14 protein-coding genes and 3 pseudogenes are annotated in these 17,740 nt (G+C 59.0%); 7 read left to right on the top strand and 10 right to left on the bottom strand.

Annotated features, from left to right (window positions below):
* Window positions 1-392 precede the first annotated feature (392 nt).
* The 6 genes and pseudogenes from ACDI39_RS04360 to ACDI39_RS04335 form a co-directional block, all read right to left on the bottom strand.
* Window positions 393-521 (bottom strand): annotated as a pseudogene (locus ACDI39_RS04360) (LysR family transcriptional regulator); the annotation flags it as partial.
* Window positions 522-738: 217 nt separating this feature from the next.
* On the bottom strand, window positions 739-1,566 hold the full coding sequence (phnX, locus tag ACDI39_RS04355; protein WP_253101494.1) for a phosphonoacetaldehyde hydrolase: 828 nt from the start codon (window positions 1,564-1,566) through the stop codon (window positions 739-741).
* 80 nt (window positions 1,567-1,646) lie between these two features.
* Window positions 1,647-2,528 (bottom strand): LysR substrate-binding domain-containing protein, encoded by an 882-nt coding sequence (locus ACDI39_RS04350; RefSeq protein WP_253080114.1) that lies wholly within the window; start codon window positions 2,526-2,528, stop codon window positions 1,647-1,649.
* 65 nt (window positions 2,529-2,593) lie between these two features.
* Entirely contained in the window at window positions 2,594-3,889 is a 1,296-nt protein-coding gene (locus ACDI39_RS04345) for an MFS transporter (RefSeq protein ID WP_486537754.1), read from the bottom strand.
* Between the two features lie 111 nt (window positions 3,890-4,000).
* Window positions 4,001-5,089 (bottom strand): iron-containing alcohol dehydrogenase PsrA, encoded by a 1,089-nt coding sequence (psrA, locus tag ACDI39_RS04340; protein ID WP_486537752.1) that lies wholly within the window; start codon window positions 5,087-5,089, stop codon window positions 4,001-4,003.
* A 268-nt stretch (window positions 5,090-5,357) separates the two neighbouring features.
* The gene (locus tag ACDI39_RS04335) at window positions 5,358-6,230 is read right to left on the bottom strand and encodes a LysR substrate-binding domain-containing protein (protein ID WP_368815684.1); all 873 of its coding nucleotides are present in this window, start codon (window positions 6,228-6,230) and stop codon (window positions 5,358-5,360) included.
* Between the two features lie 132 nt (window positions 6,231-6,362).
* On the opposite strand from ACDI39_RS04335, the gene ACDI39_RS04330 reads away from it, so the two are divergent.
* From ACDI39_RS04330 to ACDI39_RS04310, 5 genes and pseudogenes are all read left to right on the top strand, one after another.
* On the top strand, window positions 6,363-7,421 hold the full coding sequence (locus ACDI39_RS04330) for an agmatine deiminase family protein (protein ID WP_486537749.1): 1,059 nt from the start codon (window positions 6,363-6,365) through the stop codon (window positions 7,419-7,421).
* Window positions 7,418-8,326 (top strand): N-carbamoylputrescine amidase, encoded by a 909-nt coding sequence (aguB, locus tag ACDI39_RS04325; protein WP_225787794.1) that lies wholly within the window; start codon window positions 7,418-7,420, stop codon window positions 8,324-8,326. The genes ACDI39_RS04330 and aguB overlap by 4 nt, the downstream gene beginning before the upstream one ends.
* 2 nt (window positions 8,327-8,328) lie before the next feature.
* Entirely contained in the window at window positions 8,329-9,432 is a 1,104-nt protein-coding gene (locus ACDI39_RS04320) for an extracellular solute-binding protein (protein ID WP_225787795.1), read from the top strand.
* A 98-nt stretch (window positions 9,433-9,530) separates the two neighbouring features.
* A pseudogene (locus ACDI39_RS04315) lies at window positions 9,531-10,650 on the top strand (agmatine deiminase family protein).
* Window positions 10,651-10,812: 162 nt separating this feature from the next.
* Window positions 10,813-11,292 (top strand): GNAT family N-acetyltransferase, encoded by a 480-nt coding sequence (locus tag ACDI39_RS04310; protein WP_410045657.1) that lies wholly within the window; start codon window positions 10,813-10,815, stop codon window positions 11,290-11,292.
* A 254-nt stretch (window positions 11,293-11,546) separates the two neighbouring features.
* Here the strand turns inward: ACDI39_RS04310 and ACDI39_RS04305 are convergent, their stop codons facing one another.
* Both ACDI39_RS04305 and ACDI39_RS04300 read right to left on the bottom strand, forming a co-directional pair.
* Window positions 11,547-12,530 (bottom strand): IS5 family transposase, encoded by a 984-nt coding sequence (locus ACDI39_RS04305; RefSeq protein WP_486537746.1) that lies wholly within the window; start codon window positions 12,528-12,530, stop codon window positions 11,547-11,549.
* A gap of 268 nt (window positions 12,531-12,798) precedes the next feature.
* Complete coding sequence (locus tag ACDI39_RS04300) at window positions 12,799-13,692, bottom strand: NAD(P)-dependent oxidoreductase (protein ID WP_410045916.1); 894 nt, start codon at window positions 13,690-13,692, stop codon at window positions 12,799-12,801.
* A gap of 397 nt (window positions 13,693-14,089) precedes the next feature.
* On the opposite strand from ACDI39_RS04300, the gene ACDI39_RS04295 reads away from it, so the two are divergent.
* Window positions 14,090-14,404 carry a c-type cytochrome gene (locus ACDI39_RS04295; protein WP_410045917.1) on the top strand — a complete coding sequence of 105 codons (315 nt, stop codon included), beginning with the start codon at window positions 14,090-14,092 and terminating at the stop codon, window positions 14,402-14,404.
* 327 nt (window positions 14,405-14,731) lie between these two features.
* Here ACDI39_RS04295 and ACDI39_RS04290 read toward each other — a convergent pair.
* Together ACDI39_RS04290 and ACDI39_RS04285 are read right to left on the bottom strand one after the other, a co-directional pair.
* Window positions 14,732-15,644 (bottom strand): annotated as a pseudogene (locus ACDI39_RS04290) (AraC family transcriptional regulator).
* A gap of 137 nt (window positions 15,645-15,781) precedes the next feature.
* Window positions 15,782-16,159 carry a PaaI family thioesterase gene (locus ACDI39_RS04285; protein WP_410045918.1) on the bottom strand — a complete coding sequence of 126 codons (378 nt, stop codon included), beginning with the start codon at window positions 16,157-16,159 and terminating at the stop codon, window positions 15,782-15,784.
* 484 nt (window positions 16,160-16,643) lie between these two features.
* On the opposite strand from ACDI39_RS04285, the gene ACDI39_RS04280 reads away from it, so the two are divergent.
* Window positions 16,644-17,711, top strand: a complete 1,068-nt coding sequence (locus tag ACDI39_RS04280) for an NAD(P)-dependent alcohol dehydrogenase (RefSeq protein WP_283725567.1) — start codon at window positions 16,644-16,646, stop codon at window positions 17,709-17,711.
* Window positions 17,712-17,740: the final 29 nt, after the last annotated feature.

Below are 17,740 nucleotides of genomic sequence, written 5' to 3'. Positions count from 1 at the left end.
TTCAGGCTAGTCGCTTTCTTGTGCGGGTCAACGCGTTTCAATAATAAAAATGAAGCAGGCGAGGGCGGTATTGGGTTCGAGGCGGCAGGGTATGACGATCTTGCGAGGGCCTTGCAAGGCCTGGGCGCGATATGAGGGTTGGGCTTGACGCTTGTTAAAACAAGGCATTGAGCAGAGCAAGGGCATCGGAAGGAAACCCCGGAACTTGATATTTGATGAGGCCAAGTAAGATGTCCACTTATGAAGAATGTGAACATCAATGACATCATCTATTCGGATATAATTGGCTCGTCGTTTCAGGCCGATATATAAAACCTGAATCATCAGATGTCGATCAATTGATTTCTCTATGATGGCTTATGCAGCACACGCCCGGGCACGACCGAGGGCACGGAGATGGTGTTCATCGCCGGCTGTAGCTTACGAAGGATCGTCAAGGCTCGCAGGGTCGGTTCGTAGACCCTGCCGTTGCGTACCATCCGCGGGTCGCCGAACAGCTCCCGCAGGCGCGCCAACGCAGCGCAGCCGGTTGCCCGAGATGGGAGAACCACGGAGAGGGTGAATAAAGCTGCTTCGTCGTCCAGGACAAAGGGGCTGGCCAGCCTATTGCGGATAACGATAGCGAGCGCGTGCCATTCGAGGGAGTCTGCGAACCGACTTCAAACTGACGCAACGCTCGGGAAAGCGGCGCTCCCCAGGGGGAAAGCGCCGCGTTTCAAGCCTTTTGGGGCGGGAAAACTAGCAGCCTTGCGGCATCTCGCCCTGTGCCAGGCGGGCGTTGATGTCGGCGATCACCGCTGGAAGCTCGGCGATGGTGTCGATCAGGTAGTGCGGGCGTGAGCCTTCGAACATCTGGCCGATGCGCTGGCGCTCCTGCTCCAGCGTGTCTGCCGGCAGCGCCTTGTATTGCTCGTAGGTCAGGCCCAGGGCATTGCCTGAACACGTCAGCGCAACGGTCCACATGCCAGCACGGCGGCCTTCGAGGATGCCCGGCCAGGTGTCGTCGACCTTCACGCAGGCGGCGACGTCATCGATGCCAAGGGCAATCACATTGGCCAACGCCTGCGCGGGATGCGGACGGCCGTTGGGGACTTCATCGGTGGCTACCACATGGTCGGCGACGTAGCCGTTGCGCTCGGCCAGGGCGACGACCTTCTCCATCACCACCGCCGGGTAGCCGGAGCAGGACCCAATCTTCAGGCCGCTCTTGCGCAGGGTGGCGATGGCCTCCAACGCACCGGGGATCAGCGCGGAGTGCTCGGCGATCTTCTCGATCTGCAGCGGCATGAAGCGCTCGTAGATGGCGGTGACGTCATCATCCGTGGGCAGGCGGCCGAAGGCGGCGCGGTAGCGCTCGCCAATGGCCGGAATGTCGCACAGGGTGCGGATGTGGTCCCATTTGCCCATGCCCATCGGGCCGCGTGCCTCTTCCAGGCTGACCTGTACGCCGAACTCGGCGAAGGCCTCGACGAAGATCTGGGTCGGCGCGAACGAGCCGAAATCGACCACGGTGCCGGCCCAGTCGAGAATGGCGGCTTGCAGTTGCTGGGGTTGCTGGTAGTGCATGGCAGTACTCCGATGAAGGGAATTGCAGGGTGAGCGCAGCCTGCCCGACGATAGGGCAGGCTTGCAGGTTCTAGGGGACATCAAGGGTCGCTGTCGGTCGCTGCGGCAGCGGAGTCGAACAGCTCGGCGATGATCGGCCGCTTGCGGCGGATGCCCAGGCAGCACAGGTAGTAGCTGATGTGGAACGGGTCCTCGGCAAAGGCGATGGAGCGGGTGCCCGGCCTGTCGGCGTACTCCACCGCCGAGACGAAGCCCACGCCGATACCGTGTACCACCGCGTGGACGATGGCCTCGCGGCTGTTCAACTGCATCGCGCAATCCAGTTTCACGCCGTGGCGCCGACAACCTTCCTCTACCAGTTGGCGGGTGCGCGAGGCCGGCTCGCGCAGGACCACGCGCTGTTGCGCGATCGCCTGCACGCTGACGCCCTGCTGCCGCGCCCAGGGATGGTCGTCGCGCACCACCGCGAGGATCGGGCAGGTGCGATACAGCTGCGTACTCAGGCGCTGGTCGAACTCCGAAAGGGCGAGGATCGCCACGTCGATGTCGAAGTTGTACAGCCGCTCCAAGGTGCCGGCCTCGCTGGTGAAGGAGGTTTCCAGCTCGATGTGCGGGTAACGCTGCATCAGCGAATAGGTCAGGCTCATGGCGATCGGTGGCGAGACCGCGCCGATGCGCAGCATGCCCTGCTTGCGCTGCTGAAAGCTCTGCAGCAGCTGCAAGGCTTCGTCCTCCTGGCCGAACAGGCCTTGGGTGATGGCGTAGAGTTGCTCCCCGGCAGGGCTCAACTCGATGAAGCGGCCGCGGCGATGGAACAGCTCTACCGAGAAGCGCTTTTCCAGGCCGCCGACCTGCTCGCTGATGGTCGGCTGGCCGATGCTCAGCAACTCGGCCGCCTGGGTGAAGCTGCCGGTGCGGGCCACGGCATGAAAGGAGCGCAACCACTTGTGGTACTGGTACATGGAGCCTCTCGAACCAGGGGGCGTTGATCAATGGCGTGCCGGCAGCCAGCCACATGGCTGTGCCCTCAGCGCCGCACGAACAGGGCGACCAGGGCGCTGCACACGCAGGCCGTGGTGACCACGACGAAGATCAGTGAAGTATTGCCGGTCGTGTCCAACATGCGACCGATCAGGGGTTCGGCCAGGCCCGCGAAAAGATAGGACGAGAAGTTCATGATCCCGGTGGCGGTACCGGCACGGCGCGCGCCAACCAAGTCCGGGCACAGCGCCCAGAAACTGGAGGCCGGGCCATAGACGAAGAAGCCACAGAGGAACAGGGCGAGCAGGCCGATACTGCTGTGGGCCGGCAGGCTCCACATCCACAGGCTGGTCAGTGCGCCGAGGACCATGTAGAGCACGATCGCGTGGTAGCGTTTGCTGCCGAACAGACGGTCCGATACCCAACCGTTGCTCAGCGCGCCGACGGCCATGCCGACGGGCAGGGCGATGGTGATCCACTTCGGGTCGATGAAGCTCTGGCCTTTCTGCCAGTCGGCGCCGAGGAAATGCACCGGCACCCAGACGATCAGCCCATAGCGCGCGGCGTTCTGGAAACCCAGGGACAGCGCGGCCACCAGCAGGCGCGGGTTCTTCAACACCGCCAGGTAGCGTTGCAGCGAGGATTCCTCCTGACCATCAGCGGCCTCGCTGGCACGATCCTCGGCATTCGCCACGCCGGTGTCGGCCAGCGGCTCGAAGCCCATGTCCTGCGGGCGCTCCCGTGCCACCAGGTAGAACACGATGCCGCCAGCGAGCATCAGCAGCACGGGCAGGCGGAAGATCCAGCGCCATTCCAGGTGCAGTACATCGATCACGACGACCGAGGTGACGTACGACAATACCGAGGCACAGCCCGCGGCGAACACGTAGAAGCCATAGACCTTGCCACGCTCGGCGCTGCCCCACCAGTTCGACAGCAAGCGGCTGCCTGGCGCCCAGCCCAGGGCCTGGAAGTAGCCATTGACGCCCCAGGGCAAGATCAGGCTGGCGAAACCGCTGGCAAAACTGGTGACCCAGTTGGCGCCGCAGGACAGCACTGCGCCCAGGCTCATGATGCGGCGGCCGCCGAACTTGTCGGCAAGGTTGCCGTTGACGGCCTGGCCGATGGCGTACATCCAAAGCATGGCGCTCGACACCCAGCCGAGGGTTTCCTTGCTCAGGCCGAACTCGGCCTGGATGCCCGGGATGGCGAAGCCGAAGGTCTGGCGGCCGGTATAGAAAAACAGGTAGCAGAACATCGCGGCGAGCAGCATGCGCCACTGCGCCGCCCGGAAGGGAGACGTGGAGGAGTCGAGGCCAGGCAGGGTTTGTGCGCGGTTCATGGCAGTTTTCCTTCTTGTTCGCTCGCGCCGGCGCAAGGCTCGGCGTGTCGGCACTCTTGTTCGGTGCAACAGGAAAAGGCGGCCGCCTGGGCCACCCGGTCAAGGACAGCTTCAGGCGGCTTGCGAGCCGATGAAATTACGGCCTCGCGCACCCTGCATGGCAACGTCGATCATCGCCTCGGCTTCGGCGGCAGTCACCCCGTAGTCGCCGAATTCGGTCTTGACGCCCAGGCGATGGAGGAATTCACGCAGGCGCTTCTGTGCGTTATCCAGATCGCTGCCGAAGACACGTTGCAGGGTGCGGTCGCGGTCAGCGTCGTGGCCCCAGGCCAGGCCCAACACCAGTGGCAGGGTGAAGGAGCAGGCGATGCCGTGGGGTAGCCCGTGGCGCAGCGTCATCTCGTAGGAGATGGAGTGGGCCAGGGCGGTCTTGGTGTTGGAAAAGGCCATGCCGGCCTTCAGCGCCGCCAGCGCCATGCGCGAGCGCAGTTCGCGGTTGCCCAGGTCTTGCTGCAGGCGCGGCAGGCAGTCGAGGATGTCCTCGATGGCAGAGACGGCGAAGGTGTCGGAGATCGGGTTGGCATTGTGGTTCCAGATCGATTCCAGCGCGTGGGACAGTGCGTCCAGCCCGGTAGAGGTGGTCACACCGACGGGCACGCTGAGCATCAGGTCTGGGTCGATCAGCGCCACCTGCGGCCAGGTGCAGTCCAAGTGCAGCGAATACTTCTTTTGCCGCTGCGCGTCCCAGAGGGTGGCCCAGGGCGTCACTTCGCTGCCGGTACCGGCGGTCGTCGGCGCGGCGATCAGCGTCTTGTGCCGGGCCGGGACGAAGGGTTTGCCGGTGGCCAGCAGGTCGAGCAGCTCATCGAAGTGCCCGGACGCGGTGCCGACGATCAGTGCCTTGGCGGTATCGATGGCACTGCCACCGCCGAGGGCGAAGACGGTGGTGCAGTCCTCCGCCTCGAGCCAGAAGCGCTCGTGCACGTCGCGCAGCCAGGCCACGTCGGGGTTGGGCTGCACGTCATCGATCACGTGGACGAGGCGTTCGCCGAGCTGGGCGCGCACGCGGTCGATCAGCCCCAACTGCGCCGCTTCAGGGAAGGTCACCAGGGCGACCTTCCCTTCGCAGAGATCGGCGATGCGGTCCAGGCTGCCGCCACCGAAAACGGTGGCGACCGGGTTGTGGAAGTGAGCAGGCATGGGCGGTTCCTTGTTGTTGTGTGTTCGTGTGGCCATGCTCAGGTCATCGTCGTTTTCGTTCCAATCGATTGATCGCAGGTAGGTATTGGCTAGACCGATAACAGCCGGGAGGGCATCGTGACGGTCTGCAGGCGTGCAGGTAGCACCTCCATGTGGGTAAGGCTTGTCCTGCGGGGTGAGGGCGGGGGGATCCTGTGGCCCCGTCGCTGTCACGAGACCGTCATGTCGTGTGTAGTAGGAGGCGGGGCGCGGGGGGATCGATGGACGCTTATTCCAGCGCAACCCTTATCTGCAATGAGCGGCTCAGCCAGTCGCAAAAGCTTTTGCTCAGCGGGTCCGCCTCGCTGTCACGGTGCACCAGGCAGGCCCACTTGGGCCCTCGCACGCGCTGGTCATCGAGCGGTACCAGTAGCCCACGTTCGCGCGCTGGGGCTGCTAGAAGCTGGCTGACGAGGGCGATCCCCAGCCCCTGAGCCGCCGCATCCAGCAGCAGGCCCGGGTCAGAGAAGTTCAGGCCCTGGCTGTGCTGGCCGACGTCGCGACCGCCCTGTACTTGCCAGTGGCTCCAATCCATCTCGCGTTCGCCATGCAAGGTGGTGCGTCGATCCACCGGGGTGTCCAGCAGGTCAGGGTGACAGGCCGGATACAGGCGGTCTTCGAGCAGTACACGAAAACTGCATTCGGCCTGGGCGCTGAGGTCATCGCGCACCGCGATGTCGATGGTCTGAGTGGCCATGTCCGGCGTTTCGTCGGTGGTCAGTAGCCAGAGATCGACCTGGGGATGCTGCCGGTGGAAGTCAGCCAGGTGCGGTACCAGCCAATGGCGGGCAAAGGCCGGCGTGGTGTTGACCACCAGTTGGTTCGGTTTGCGGTACTGGTCCAGGCGACGGATGCCTACCGCCAGTTGCTGCAACAGCGACTGGGTGGTGCTGAGCAGGTCGAAACCCGCATCGGTCAGGGCCACCCTGCGGCCGTTGCGCAAGAACAGGGGCTGTTCGAGAAAGCCTTCCAGGCTGCGGATCTGCTGGCTGATGGCCGATTGCGTGAGGTGGAGTTCTTCCGCGGCCTTGTGGAAGCTGCCCAGACGGGCAGCGGCTTCGAAGCCACGCAGGGCGTTCAGTGGAGGCCAGTGTTTGAGCATGCCTGATAAGCTCTCCTAATCAAAATTGCGCAAAATCTATCGTTTGTTTCCGCGTTTTTACAGACCTAGCATACAAGTCATTACCGCAGTCGCAATTCCCACCAAAAGAAAAACTTAACTGAAGGCGCTTGTATGCAATTCAACGATTCGCAGAACGGTTGGCTCATGCCCGCCGAATGGGTACCCCATGTCGCTACCTGGATGGCATTTCCCCATAACCAGGCCCTGTGGGAAGCCAGCTGGGGCGTGACGCTGGCCCAGGTGCAGGTTGACTTCGCCCGGGTGGCCAACGCCATCGCTCGCTTCGAGCCGGTGAAGATGGTGGTCGATCCCACTGCGGTAGCTCGCGCCCGCGAGCTGTGCGGGCCGAACATCGAACTGATCGAGCTGGCGATCGACGACAGTTGGTGCCGCGACTCCGGCCCGAGCTTCGTCTGTCATCCGCAACTCGGCACTGCCGGCGTCAACTGGCGCTTCAACGCCTGGGGCGGCAAGTCGGCGCATGGCCTGGACGAGACCTTGGCGCAGCGCATTCTCAACACGCTGGGCCTGGAATGCTTCGATACACCGCTCACCAACGAGGGTGGCGCCATCCATGTGGATGGCCAGGGCACCCTGATCACCACCGAGTCGGTGCTGCTCAACCCCAATCGCAACCCCGGCATGAGCAAAGCCGAGATGGAAGCGATATTCAGCCGCCTGCTCGGCGTGAAGAAGACCATCTGGCTGCCGGGCGATCCTGACTACGTCACCGGCGACATGACCGATGGCCATGTCGATGGCGTGTGCGCCTTTGCCCGTCCCGGTGCTCTGTTGGTGGATGCCACCCGAGATCAGGGCTCGGTGTACGCCGAAGTGGTGCGCGAAAACCGCCGGGCCCTGGAGCTGGCCACCGATGCCCAGGGCCGCCGCTTCGAGATGCTCGAGCTGTTCGAGGCCAGCGAGGCGGTAGACACCGAGGCCGAGGTGTTCTGCGCCTCCTACACCAACTTCTACATCTGCAATGGCGCCATCATCATGCCGGCCTATGGCATTGCTGCCGACGACGAGGCGGCTGCCACGCTGCGCATGGCCTTCCCTGGCCGCGAAGTGGTGCCGGTACGGATCAACGAGCTGGCCCATGGCGGCGGTGGCGTGCACTGCATTACTCAACAGCAACCGGCCTGGCCGCTGAAAGGGGTAGGGCAATGAGCAAGCTGACCGTCGCTACGACCCAGTTCGCGTGCGGCTGGGACCTCAAGCAGAATCTCGACCAGGCCGAGCAATTGGTGCGCGACGCCGCTGCCCAGGGCGCTCGGCTGATCCTCCTGCAGGAGCTGTTCGCCACGCCGTACTTCTGTATCGAGCAAGATCACAAGCATCTGGACCTGGCCGAGGAGTATATCCAGAGCCGGCTGCTCAAGCGTTTTGCCGCGCTGGCCAAGGAACTGGGCGTGGTGCTGCCGCTGTCGTGGTTCGAGAAGGCCGGCAATGCCTATTTCAACTCGCTGGCGGTGGCCGATGCCGATGGTCGTTTGCTCGGGGTGTACCGCAAGACGCATATCCCCAACGCCATTGGTTACCAGGAGAAGGAATACTTCAGCCCGGGCGACACGGGGTTTCGCGTCTGGGATACCGCGTTCGGTCGCATCGGCGTGGGCATCTGCTGGGACCAGTGGTTCCCTGAAACCGCGCGTTGCCTCGCGCTGATGGGCGCCGAGGTGCTGCTCTATCCAACCGCCATCGGCTCCGAGCCGGGCGCTACGGCACTGGATTCGCGGGATCACTGGCAGCTGGTCCAGCGCGGCCATGCCGCCGCCAACATCCTCCCGGTGATCGCCGCCAACCGGGTCGGTCATGAAGTGGCAACGACCGATCCGCAGCTACGGATGAGCTTCTACGGCTCGTCCTTCATTAGCGACCACAAGGGCACGCTCCTGGCCGAAGCGGACCGCGACTCGACCGGGGTGCTGGTGCGCGAACTGGACCTCGCCCTCATGCGTGAGGAACGCCAGACCTGGGGCATCTACCGCGATCGTCGCCCGGAAATGTACGGCCCGCTGCTGGGCCTGGACGGCCGTCGAACGCATGTGCACTGGCAAACGCCTGGAGTCTGAAAATGAATGCGCTGAACAAGTTGCTGATCGGCTCATTGAGCCTGGCCCTGAGTTGTGCCGTATTGTCGGCCAACGCTGAACAGAAGACCTTGCGCCTGTACAACTGGGCGGACTATTTCGCCGAGGACACCATCGCCAGCTTCACCAAAGAGACTGGCATCCAAGTGATCTATGACGTCATGGACGGCAGTGAGACGCTGGAGGCCAAGATGATGTCCGGCCATAGCGGCTACGACCTCATTTTCCCCGGCGACACCGTGGCTGAGCGGCTGATGCGCGCCGGCGCCCTGCAGAAGCTGGACCCGGGCAGGCTCGAGCATCTGGACGACATCGAGCCTGGGCTGCGCACCTTGCATGCCAAGTATCCTCACTCACGGGACGCGACGGTGCCCTACACCTGGGGCACCATCGGCGTGACCGCCAATCAGGCGATGATCGAGCAACGCATGGCCAATGCCCCGGTCGACAGCCTGGACCTGATCTTCAAGCCCGAGCTGGCGGCGAAGTTCGCCGATTGCGGCATCTCCATCATCGACTCGCCCGACGAGGTGCTGGCCGTGGTGCTCAACTACTTAGGCCACGACCCGCGCAGTGCCAAACCGGCGGAGCTGGCCGAGGCGACGACGCTGCTCAAGCGCATCAAGCCATACATCCGTAAGTTCCAGTCGCAGCCGGTCACCCAACTGGTGAATGGCGATATCTGCCTGTCCCTGGGCTACAGCGGCGACATGACCCAAGCCCAGCGTGCTGCGGACGAAGCCGGCAAAAAGGTGCGCTTCCAATACCACATCCCGAAGGAGGGCACCACGGTGTGGATGGATACCATGGCCATCCCGGTCGACGCCCAGCGTCCGGATTACGCCTATGCCTTCATCAACTTCGTCATGCGCCCGGAGAACATGGCTGCGATCAGCAACTTCACCGGCTATCCCACCTCCAGCGCCAAGGCCAGGCCGATGGTGGCGGCCGACATGCTCAACAACCCGGATATCTACGTCGATGAGGCCACCTATGAGCGGCTGATTCCCGGCAGGGACATCCCACAGCGCGACATGCGGGCACGCATGCGTGCCTGGACCACCTTCAAGACAGTGAAGGTCGACTGAACCGCCGGTCGCTCGTAACACCGCTGCGGCAGTGCCCTGCCAGGGACGGCATGGCCGAGTGCAAGCGGCCAATCACCAGCAGATGAGAGTGCAACAACATGCCTACACGTCGTGATTTCATGAAACAACTGACAGCTGCCGCCGGCCTGGGTGTCGTCGCATCCATGGGCCTTGGCCTGAGCGCTCCGCGGGTGCGTGCCGCGACAGCCAGTAATTGGTACATGCCCGATGAGCATGCACCGCAGGAACGCGTATTCCTCGCCTTTGCGGCCTCTTCACGGGTATGGGAAGGCTGGGAAGACGCGGTGAACAACACCATCGCCATGTTGGCCAAGACCATCGCCAAGTATCAGCCAGTGACCGTGCTCTGTCGGCCGTCCCAGTTGTCATTGGCCAAAAGCAAGTGCGGCACCCGCAATATCCAGTATCTGACCATGCCTCTGGATGACGTCTGGATACGTGACTACGGCGGTTGTTTCGTGGTCGATGGCTCAGGTGGGCTGGGCCTGGTGGATTTCAACTTCAACGGTTGGGGCGACAAACAGACGTCGGCCAATGACACCCGTGTGGCCGACACCCTGAGCGATGAAACCGAGGCGACCTACATCGGCAGCCAACTTGTCGGCGAGGGCGGAGGCATCGAGGTCGATGGTCATGGCACCGCGATCATGACCGAGAGCTGCTGGGTCAACGACAACCGCAACCCTGGCATGAGCAGGGCGCAGATCGAGGCCGAGCTGAAGGCCAAGCTTGGGCTGCGCAAGATCATCTGGCTGCCGGGGATCAAGGACCAGGACATCACTGACGCGCATGTCGATTTCTATGCACGCTTCGTCAAGCCTGGGGTAGTGATCGCCAACCTGGACAACGACCCGGAGTCCTATGACTACGCGGTGACCCGAAAGCACCTGGATATCCGCAGCCACCGACGCTGATGGGCGCAAGCTGGTGGTGCATACCTTGCCGCCACCCTTGGCGATACGCCGCAACCAGTACACCAAGAACAATCCGGATTTCGCGCCGGGCTATATCAACTTCCTGCTGATCAATGACGCGGTGATCGCTCCCCAGTTCGGTGATACGCAGGCGGATAAGTATTGCAAGGAGCTGTTGAGCAAACTCTATCCGGGACGGGTGGTGGAACAGGTGAATATCGACCCGATTGCCGCGGGTGGGGGTGGGATTCACTGCGTCACCAAGAATATGCCGCGCTTTTAGACGTTGCTTGCTCCAGTGGGCCCCCTCTCCAGGCAAACGTTCAAATTCACAGGTGAGCGGGTAGGGGGCTTCAACTTCGAAGGCCGACCCCGGGTAGCACGTGAAAGCAAGATCCGTTTGCGGTGGGCTACGCTGTGATCGTTAAGGATTGGGGTTCCCATCATGAAGTGTCAGGTTCGCCCCGCAACCAGCGAAGATATAGAAGCGATCAGCCGTGTAGTGGTCAGCGCTCTGCGCGAGTCGAATTCACAGGATTATTCACCTGACGTTATCGCTGAAGTTGAGCGTAGTTTCGCTCCAGAAGCCATCAGCGTACTGCTCGATAAGCGCAAGGTTTTCGTCGCTTTGCTAGGCGAGAATATTACCGGTACGGCAAGCCTCGACGGGGAAGTAGTTAGAAGTGTTTTCGTTGATCCTGCGTACCAGGGTGGTGGTATCGGTCGACAGCTGATGGATGTCATTCATGCTGATGCTGCCAGTGCTGGCGTTGGCGTTTTGCGGGTGCCGTCGTCGATTACAGCGGAGAAGTTCTACGCAGCGTTGGGTTATCAGAAAATCCGCGACGAGTTTCATGAGGCTGAGCGCACCATCATTATGGATGTGACCGTCGCGAAATACGGACACTTTCCGTCCCGTCCGTAATTCGCGGCCTATAGCGCTTCCGTTTGCACTCAGGACATTTTTTTAAGAAAGCGCCCTGATTATTTGCAACTTTTTCTAAGAAAGTGTCCGAATTTTTTGCAAACTTTCGGAAAGTGTCCGCGATAAGTGCAATAAGCTAAGGAAACTCCGAACAAGTTACTCATCATCCGGAAATGGACGGCTTGGGAACGCCGAAAAGCCCGATTTCAGACGCTGATTATGGATAACCAAGGCAACGCCTTGGTTATCTGCCCTCACGGGCGCACCTCTCCCGCACCAGACAATAATTGGTGGCGTGCCATCCACAGATTCGACAGGGCAAACAGCGTGGTCAATTGCGCCGTGTTCTTGGCCAAGCCACGGAAGCGGGTCTTCACATAACCGAACTGGCGCTTGATCACACGAAATGGATGTTCGACCTTTGCTCGCACCTGCGCTTTGACCTTCTCGATCTTGCGTCTGGCTTTGTGGAGCACGCTGCGTTTGCTCAAGTGCTTGTAGGTGCTACGACGAGCCGCAATCTGCCAGATCACCGGCCGCCCCTCATGCTCCGGCCGTTTCTCGACGCCGGTATAACCCGCATCGGCACAGACAACGTTTTCATCGCCATGCAACAGGTGGGCGACCTCTGTTACATCAGCCACATTCGCCGCTGTGCCGTGGACGTGCTGCACCAAGCCCGACTCAGCATCGGCACCGATATGCGCCTTCATGCCGAAGAAATACTGATTACCCTTCTTCGTCTGGTGCATTTCAGGATCGCGTTTACCTTCCTTATTCTTGGTCGAACAGGGAGCGTGGATGATGGTGGCATCGACGATGGTGCCCTGGCGCAACGACAGCCCCTTGTCTCGCAGGTAATTGTTGATGGTTTCCAGAATCCCCGAGGCCAGTTCGTGCTTCTCCAGCAGGTGCCGGAAATTCATGATTGTCGTGTCTTCGGGGATCGGAGCACTGAGCGTCAGGCGAGCAAACTGGCGCATCGAAGTGATCTCATAAAGCGCCTCTTCCATGGCTGGGTCGCTCAACGAGAACCAGTTCTGCAGCAGATGAATACGCAGCATGGTTTCCAGTGGATACGGCTTGCGACCACCGCCGGCCTTTGGGTAGTGCGGCTCGATCAATGCCACCAAACCGCTCCACGGTACCACCTGCTCCATCTCGGCCAGGAAACGCTCGCGACGGGTTTGCTTGCGCTTACCGGCGTACTCGAAATCGGAAAAGCTCATCTGACTCATGGGATGGAGGGCTTGTAGAGGGTAGTTGGACGGAGGGCTATTTCAGCACAGGTCAGACGGCCTGTGGTGACTTGATCGGAGAATCCTTAAAAACATTTTTAAGGGTTTATTTTTTAAATTGCCACGCATAATAACTCAGTGGTTACTGGTAGAAGGTGGCTGTACAGTGTTGCAGCAAGGAAAGGCGATGACTTACGATATTATCGTAAGTCATCGCCAGCTAACCACACTCCTTCCTTATGAAGCGAATTTTAATGTGTCTCGACATTTAGCCCTGAATTTTTACTCCCGCCAACCCCTCTAGCACCTCCACAACGTGGCTCATGTCGCGTGCCTTATCGCCCTGGCTCATGGCTTGATCATAGAACTGTTTGACCACAGCGGAGGTGAAGGCAGGCGAACCGTTTTTTTCAGCCTCAGCGAGAAACAGGCGAATGTCCTTGTGCATCAAGTCCAAGCGGAATCCGAAGTCGAATTCTCGACTCAACACTGAGTTCGCGATCAAAGCTTCGCTAGTGAAGCTACGAGCCGTACTTGCGTTGAGGATGTCGAGCATCTGCTTAGGGTCTAAACCGGAGTTGATACCGAATAGCAATGCTTCAGAAGTCCCGACGAGTGTGGAGGCGACGATCATGTTATTGACTAGCTTCAAGGTCTGCCCGAGACCTGGCCGATCGCCAATGTGCTCAATCTTTCGACCGAATGCACCGAATACTGGCAGGCATTGCAAGTAGGCTGACTTATCGCCCCCGACCATTACCGACAAGGTGCCAGCTTTGGCTCCAATGACGCCGCCAGCAAGCGGTGCATCAAGAGCAATAATGTCTTTAGTCGCCAAGACTTGGTGTATGTGCCGGGCCATGCTCGGCCCTGTGGTGGAATGATCTACGACGATCTTCACCGCTTTGCCTTCAATCACCCCATCCACGCCGAGAATCACCTGGTCTACGACTTCTGGAGTAGGGACGCAAGCCAAGACAATTTGAGCTGCATCGGCAACTTCTTTTGGAGAAGCATGGCTGCGTGCACCGCACTCGACCAAGGGTACCACGGCGTTGGGATTGGGATCGTAAACGTTGAGATCGAAACCGTTGACGATTAGATGCATGGCCATTTTTTGACCCATTGCACCAAGTCCGATGAAGCCAATTTGTTCGCTCATTATTGTTGTCCTTATGCGATGTCGGGAATGCCCCAGAAATAGCCAAAGCACGGGGCCGGAATTACGTGCGACTCTGTACATCGCGCCCATGGCCCTGTCCAGTTCCGATCCTAGGCAGGACACCAGGGCGGAGACAACGCACTTATTCTCGCGACTGAGTTGAGAAAAGATCAAACAGGTTCCAGTATCATGACTGAAAGTCCCGCGACTGCTTATTCAAAATCATTGGTTGCAACAGAGTTGCGAGTGGTTATCAATAAGCCAACATTATTTCTGCTTGGCATAAACCATTAATTATTTATAATCATTGCTTTTCACTCATGGTTACAAAAAAATAATCCGACACTTTAGTTCGCAACTAATATCAGCTAGTCAGTTCTGCACTGGAGCAAGGGCCATGAAAAAAATCACATCCGGGATTGCGGTTTTCCTTTCGTTTGCAGGGCAGGGCGTACATGCACAGGATGTACCCAATCTCCTGCAAACTAACGCTTGCACTGCATGTCACCAGGCAACGACCCGCACCGTGGGGCCAGCGTGGAAGGAAATCGCTGATCGTTATCGTGATGGGAGTAAGACCGCGGTTCAGCTCAGCGAGAGCATAAAAAATGGGGGGGCAGGTGCGTGGGGGCAGGTTCCAATGCCACCCCAGGCTCAGCTGAGCGAGGCGGATCGTATCAGCATTGCCAAGTGGATCCTGACCAGCAACTAAATTCTTCGTAAGTAAGCGAAAGAGGTATAGCTAAATCTTGTCGCTCTGATTAGGGACAATGGAAATTTGACTGGCCCTCTGCGCGCACGCTTCAGAACCCTTGGCATTAATAGCTATTCCCAGGTTGGCGCCGGTGCGATAGGGAATCGTTGTTGCGTTAGTAAGCTGCTGTTCGATAATGAGGATCTAGGCCCGGGGCGTTTAGTTCGTCATCGTCTGGTTTATCTCTCGCAGATACGTCATCGGATGGGCTACGGCCAAGTAGGCACCGAAGTTAATCGATAGCTGCTCTCGAATAGCCTAGTAATGTTTATATGCAAAGCGGATCTATCCCGCTTGCGCCTTTAATCGGGCCATGTCCTTGCTCGGTGAAGCGCCGAATAGACGACTATACTCGCGGCTGAACTGCGAAAGGCTTTCATAGCCCATTTTATAGCCGATCGATGAGACATCACTCTGTTCAGCGAGCAAAAGGCGCCGTGCCTCCTGGAGTCGCAATTGCTTCTGGTACTGCAGTGGGCTCATAGCTGTCACCGCTTTGAAACGGTGATGCAAGGCTGAGGTACTAAGATTGATCAACTGTGCCAGGTTCTCGATGCTTAAGGGCTCTGCGTAGTGGTTGTTGAGCCATTCGATTGCGCGATTGACACGATGGGTCTGAGAGTCGGGAATGGCTATTTCGTGTAAGCGTTGCCCTTGCTGCCCCCGCAAAAGTCGATAGTAAATTTCCTGCACTGCAAAAGGGGCGAGGGCTGCAATGTCATCTGGCGTTTCTAACAGACGTAGTAACCGCAGAACAGCGTCCAATAGCGATACATCAGTACGCTCAAGAAATAGCCCTCGCTCGCCATGGCGCGGAACGGGCACTCCGATTGGGCTTACATCTGCGATCAAGCGGCAAAGCTGAGCAGAGATAAGGCTGCTCAGCGCTGGCCTCGATAACCTTGCCTACGATAGGCAGGGTCACCGATACCACCAAATAGTTGAGCGGGTCGTAAATGTAGGTTTCGTTGGCCAACCGCACCTCTTTGCGCCCATCGATGACTACGCATAGTGCAGGCTTGTGTACTTGGTGGAGGTCTTGAGTAGGGTGATCACTGCGGATCAGGTGCAGATCCTTGATCGCGGTCTGGTGAATGCCAAAGCCTGTGGCGAATTTCTTGATTAAGGCCGCCAGTTCGGCCCGTCTCAGATCAATGCCATCCGGAAGCTGCAGATCAGCTGAGGTAGAGTAAGACATACTGGTCACTCTCCGAGGCCTTGGTTGTATCGCATCAGTAAAGCCGATTATGGAGGCGTCGGCTAGTACAGCTGTGTCACACGATCTTGCAAAATCCACCCGTGCTGAGCGTTCGTTCTCTCGGTTACTGAGCCGGCTCATCGACGCTTGAATGTCCCTTGGGCAGTCGCCAGCAGTTCTCCTTGGTTAGATGTAAGCGTGCCCTGGACGAAGTAGAGGCTGCGGCCGCTCCGCGTCACTTTCCCTTTGGCAATCACGGTACCTTCACGAGCTGCACTCAAGTAGGAAATGTTCAGCATGACCGTCACGCCATGAATTTCCTCCTCATGCTCCGATGCGTGAAGGCCGGCATAACCACAAGCTGCATCCAGCAATGTAGCGACCAGTCCACCGTGCAGCATGCCTTGCCGGTTAAGGTGTTGGGCCTGAATGGGCATGTGAAATTCGGCTTCCCCATCAACCCAGGTAACCAATTCGACACCCAGGCCTTGCAAAAAAGGGTTGTTCAACTGCATCCGCTCTTCCTCGTCTAAATGGAACCGATCAGCTATTCAATCAGGTGGGGAGCGTTTGCTTTGCCCTCAAAGTTCTGAAAATACTGTTGAGTCTGAAAAGCCTTGGCAAGTGATATAAACAGCGCTTCGCTTGAGCAAATCTGATGCTGGCTTTCATGCGCGGCTTCAAGGTGACACCCTTGGGAAGGGAAACGCAGCGACCTCAACATGGCCATTGTGAAGTTTTCCTTCAAGCCCCATGTTTGAAAACGCGCCAATTAACTGCGCGAAGGCGTTTTTATTAATAATTTCAACTATTTTCACGTGTTATCTAGTGATTCAGATCACGCTTCGCTCGTTTGGCCGGACAAAATGTACTGTGCTAGACCTTCAAGCTCACGTGCATTTGCAGTGGGTACAGGGAGTCCATGAGGCTACCTTGTTCTGTCGCCTATCACCCCACCACCATGTGCACCCGCTTGCCTACAGACGGTGGAGATTGGTTATGAAAATGCGCGCAGCCCGAATGCACGGCTACAAACAACCGCTTGTCATCGAGGAAGTTGACGTACCGGATATCCTTCCAACAGAAGTACTTGTTCGTGTCGAAGCAGCAGGGATGTGTAGAACAGACTTTCAATTGGTCGATGGCTACTTCACAGCGCTGAATCTTCCTTTCCCAGCAACTCCAGGTCATGAAATTGCGGGCTCCATTGCAGCCGTAGGTACTGGTGTGCCTGCAGCTTCCGGCCTTGCTAAAGGTGATCAGGTCGTGGTGGTCGGTGGCTGGGGCTGCGGAGAATGCGACCAGTGCCGTGTAGGTAACCACCAGATCTGCGGTAATGGACGCTGGCCAGGCTTCGGTCTTTATGGCGGTTATGGCGAATATGTTCCGGTGCCCTACCAGTGGCTGATCCGACTGGGCAGTGAGAACAACCTAAAGCCAGAGGAGTTGGCGCCGCTGACCGATGCCGGTCTGACGCCGTACCGTGGCATCAAGAAACTACAGCAGGCTGGGGTGTTGGGCCCCAACAGCATCCTTGCGGTCAACGGCCTCGGCGGCCTTGGAATGTACGCGGTTCAGTACGCAAAACTGCTGTCTGGTGGCTCCGTTGTGGTGGCCTTGGCACGCAGCGATGAGAAATTGGCAATCGCCAAGGAGTTTGGCGCCGATGTGATCATCAACGTCAGAGGGAAGAGCCTGGATCAGGTTCGTAAAGATCTGATACGGGAGACTGGGCGGGGCGAGTTCAATGCCGTCATCGACTGCTCTGGGGCAGAGGAAAGTATTCGCCTTGGCACCGGCATGCTCGCTACCAGCGGGGCGTATTGTTCAGTGGGGCTAGTTGGCAATCGCATCGACATTCCGCTGTTTCCGCTCGTGGCACGCGAGTACACCTACTACGGCTCATTCTGGGGTAACTACGTTGATCTCAGCGAGGTGATAGAGCTTGCCAAGAAGGGCCAGATCAAACACCAAATCAACATCGTGAAGTTCGAAGATGTAAACGACTGTCTGGATCGACTGCGAGATTCTGACTTCGTGGGCAGGGCCGTCCTGACGTACAAGTGAGGCGATGATACCGGACGCTGACGAGCAAC

The organism is Pseudomonas sp. Tun-23181, assembly GCF_057415455.1.
The sequence above is the reverse complement of the archived record's forward strand: the minus strand, read 5'-3'. Positions and strand labels throughout refer to the sequence as shown.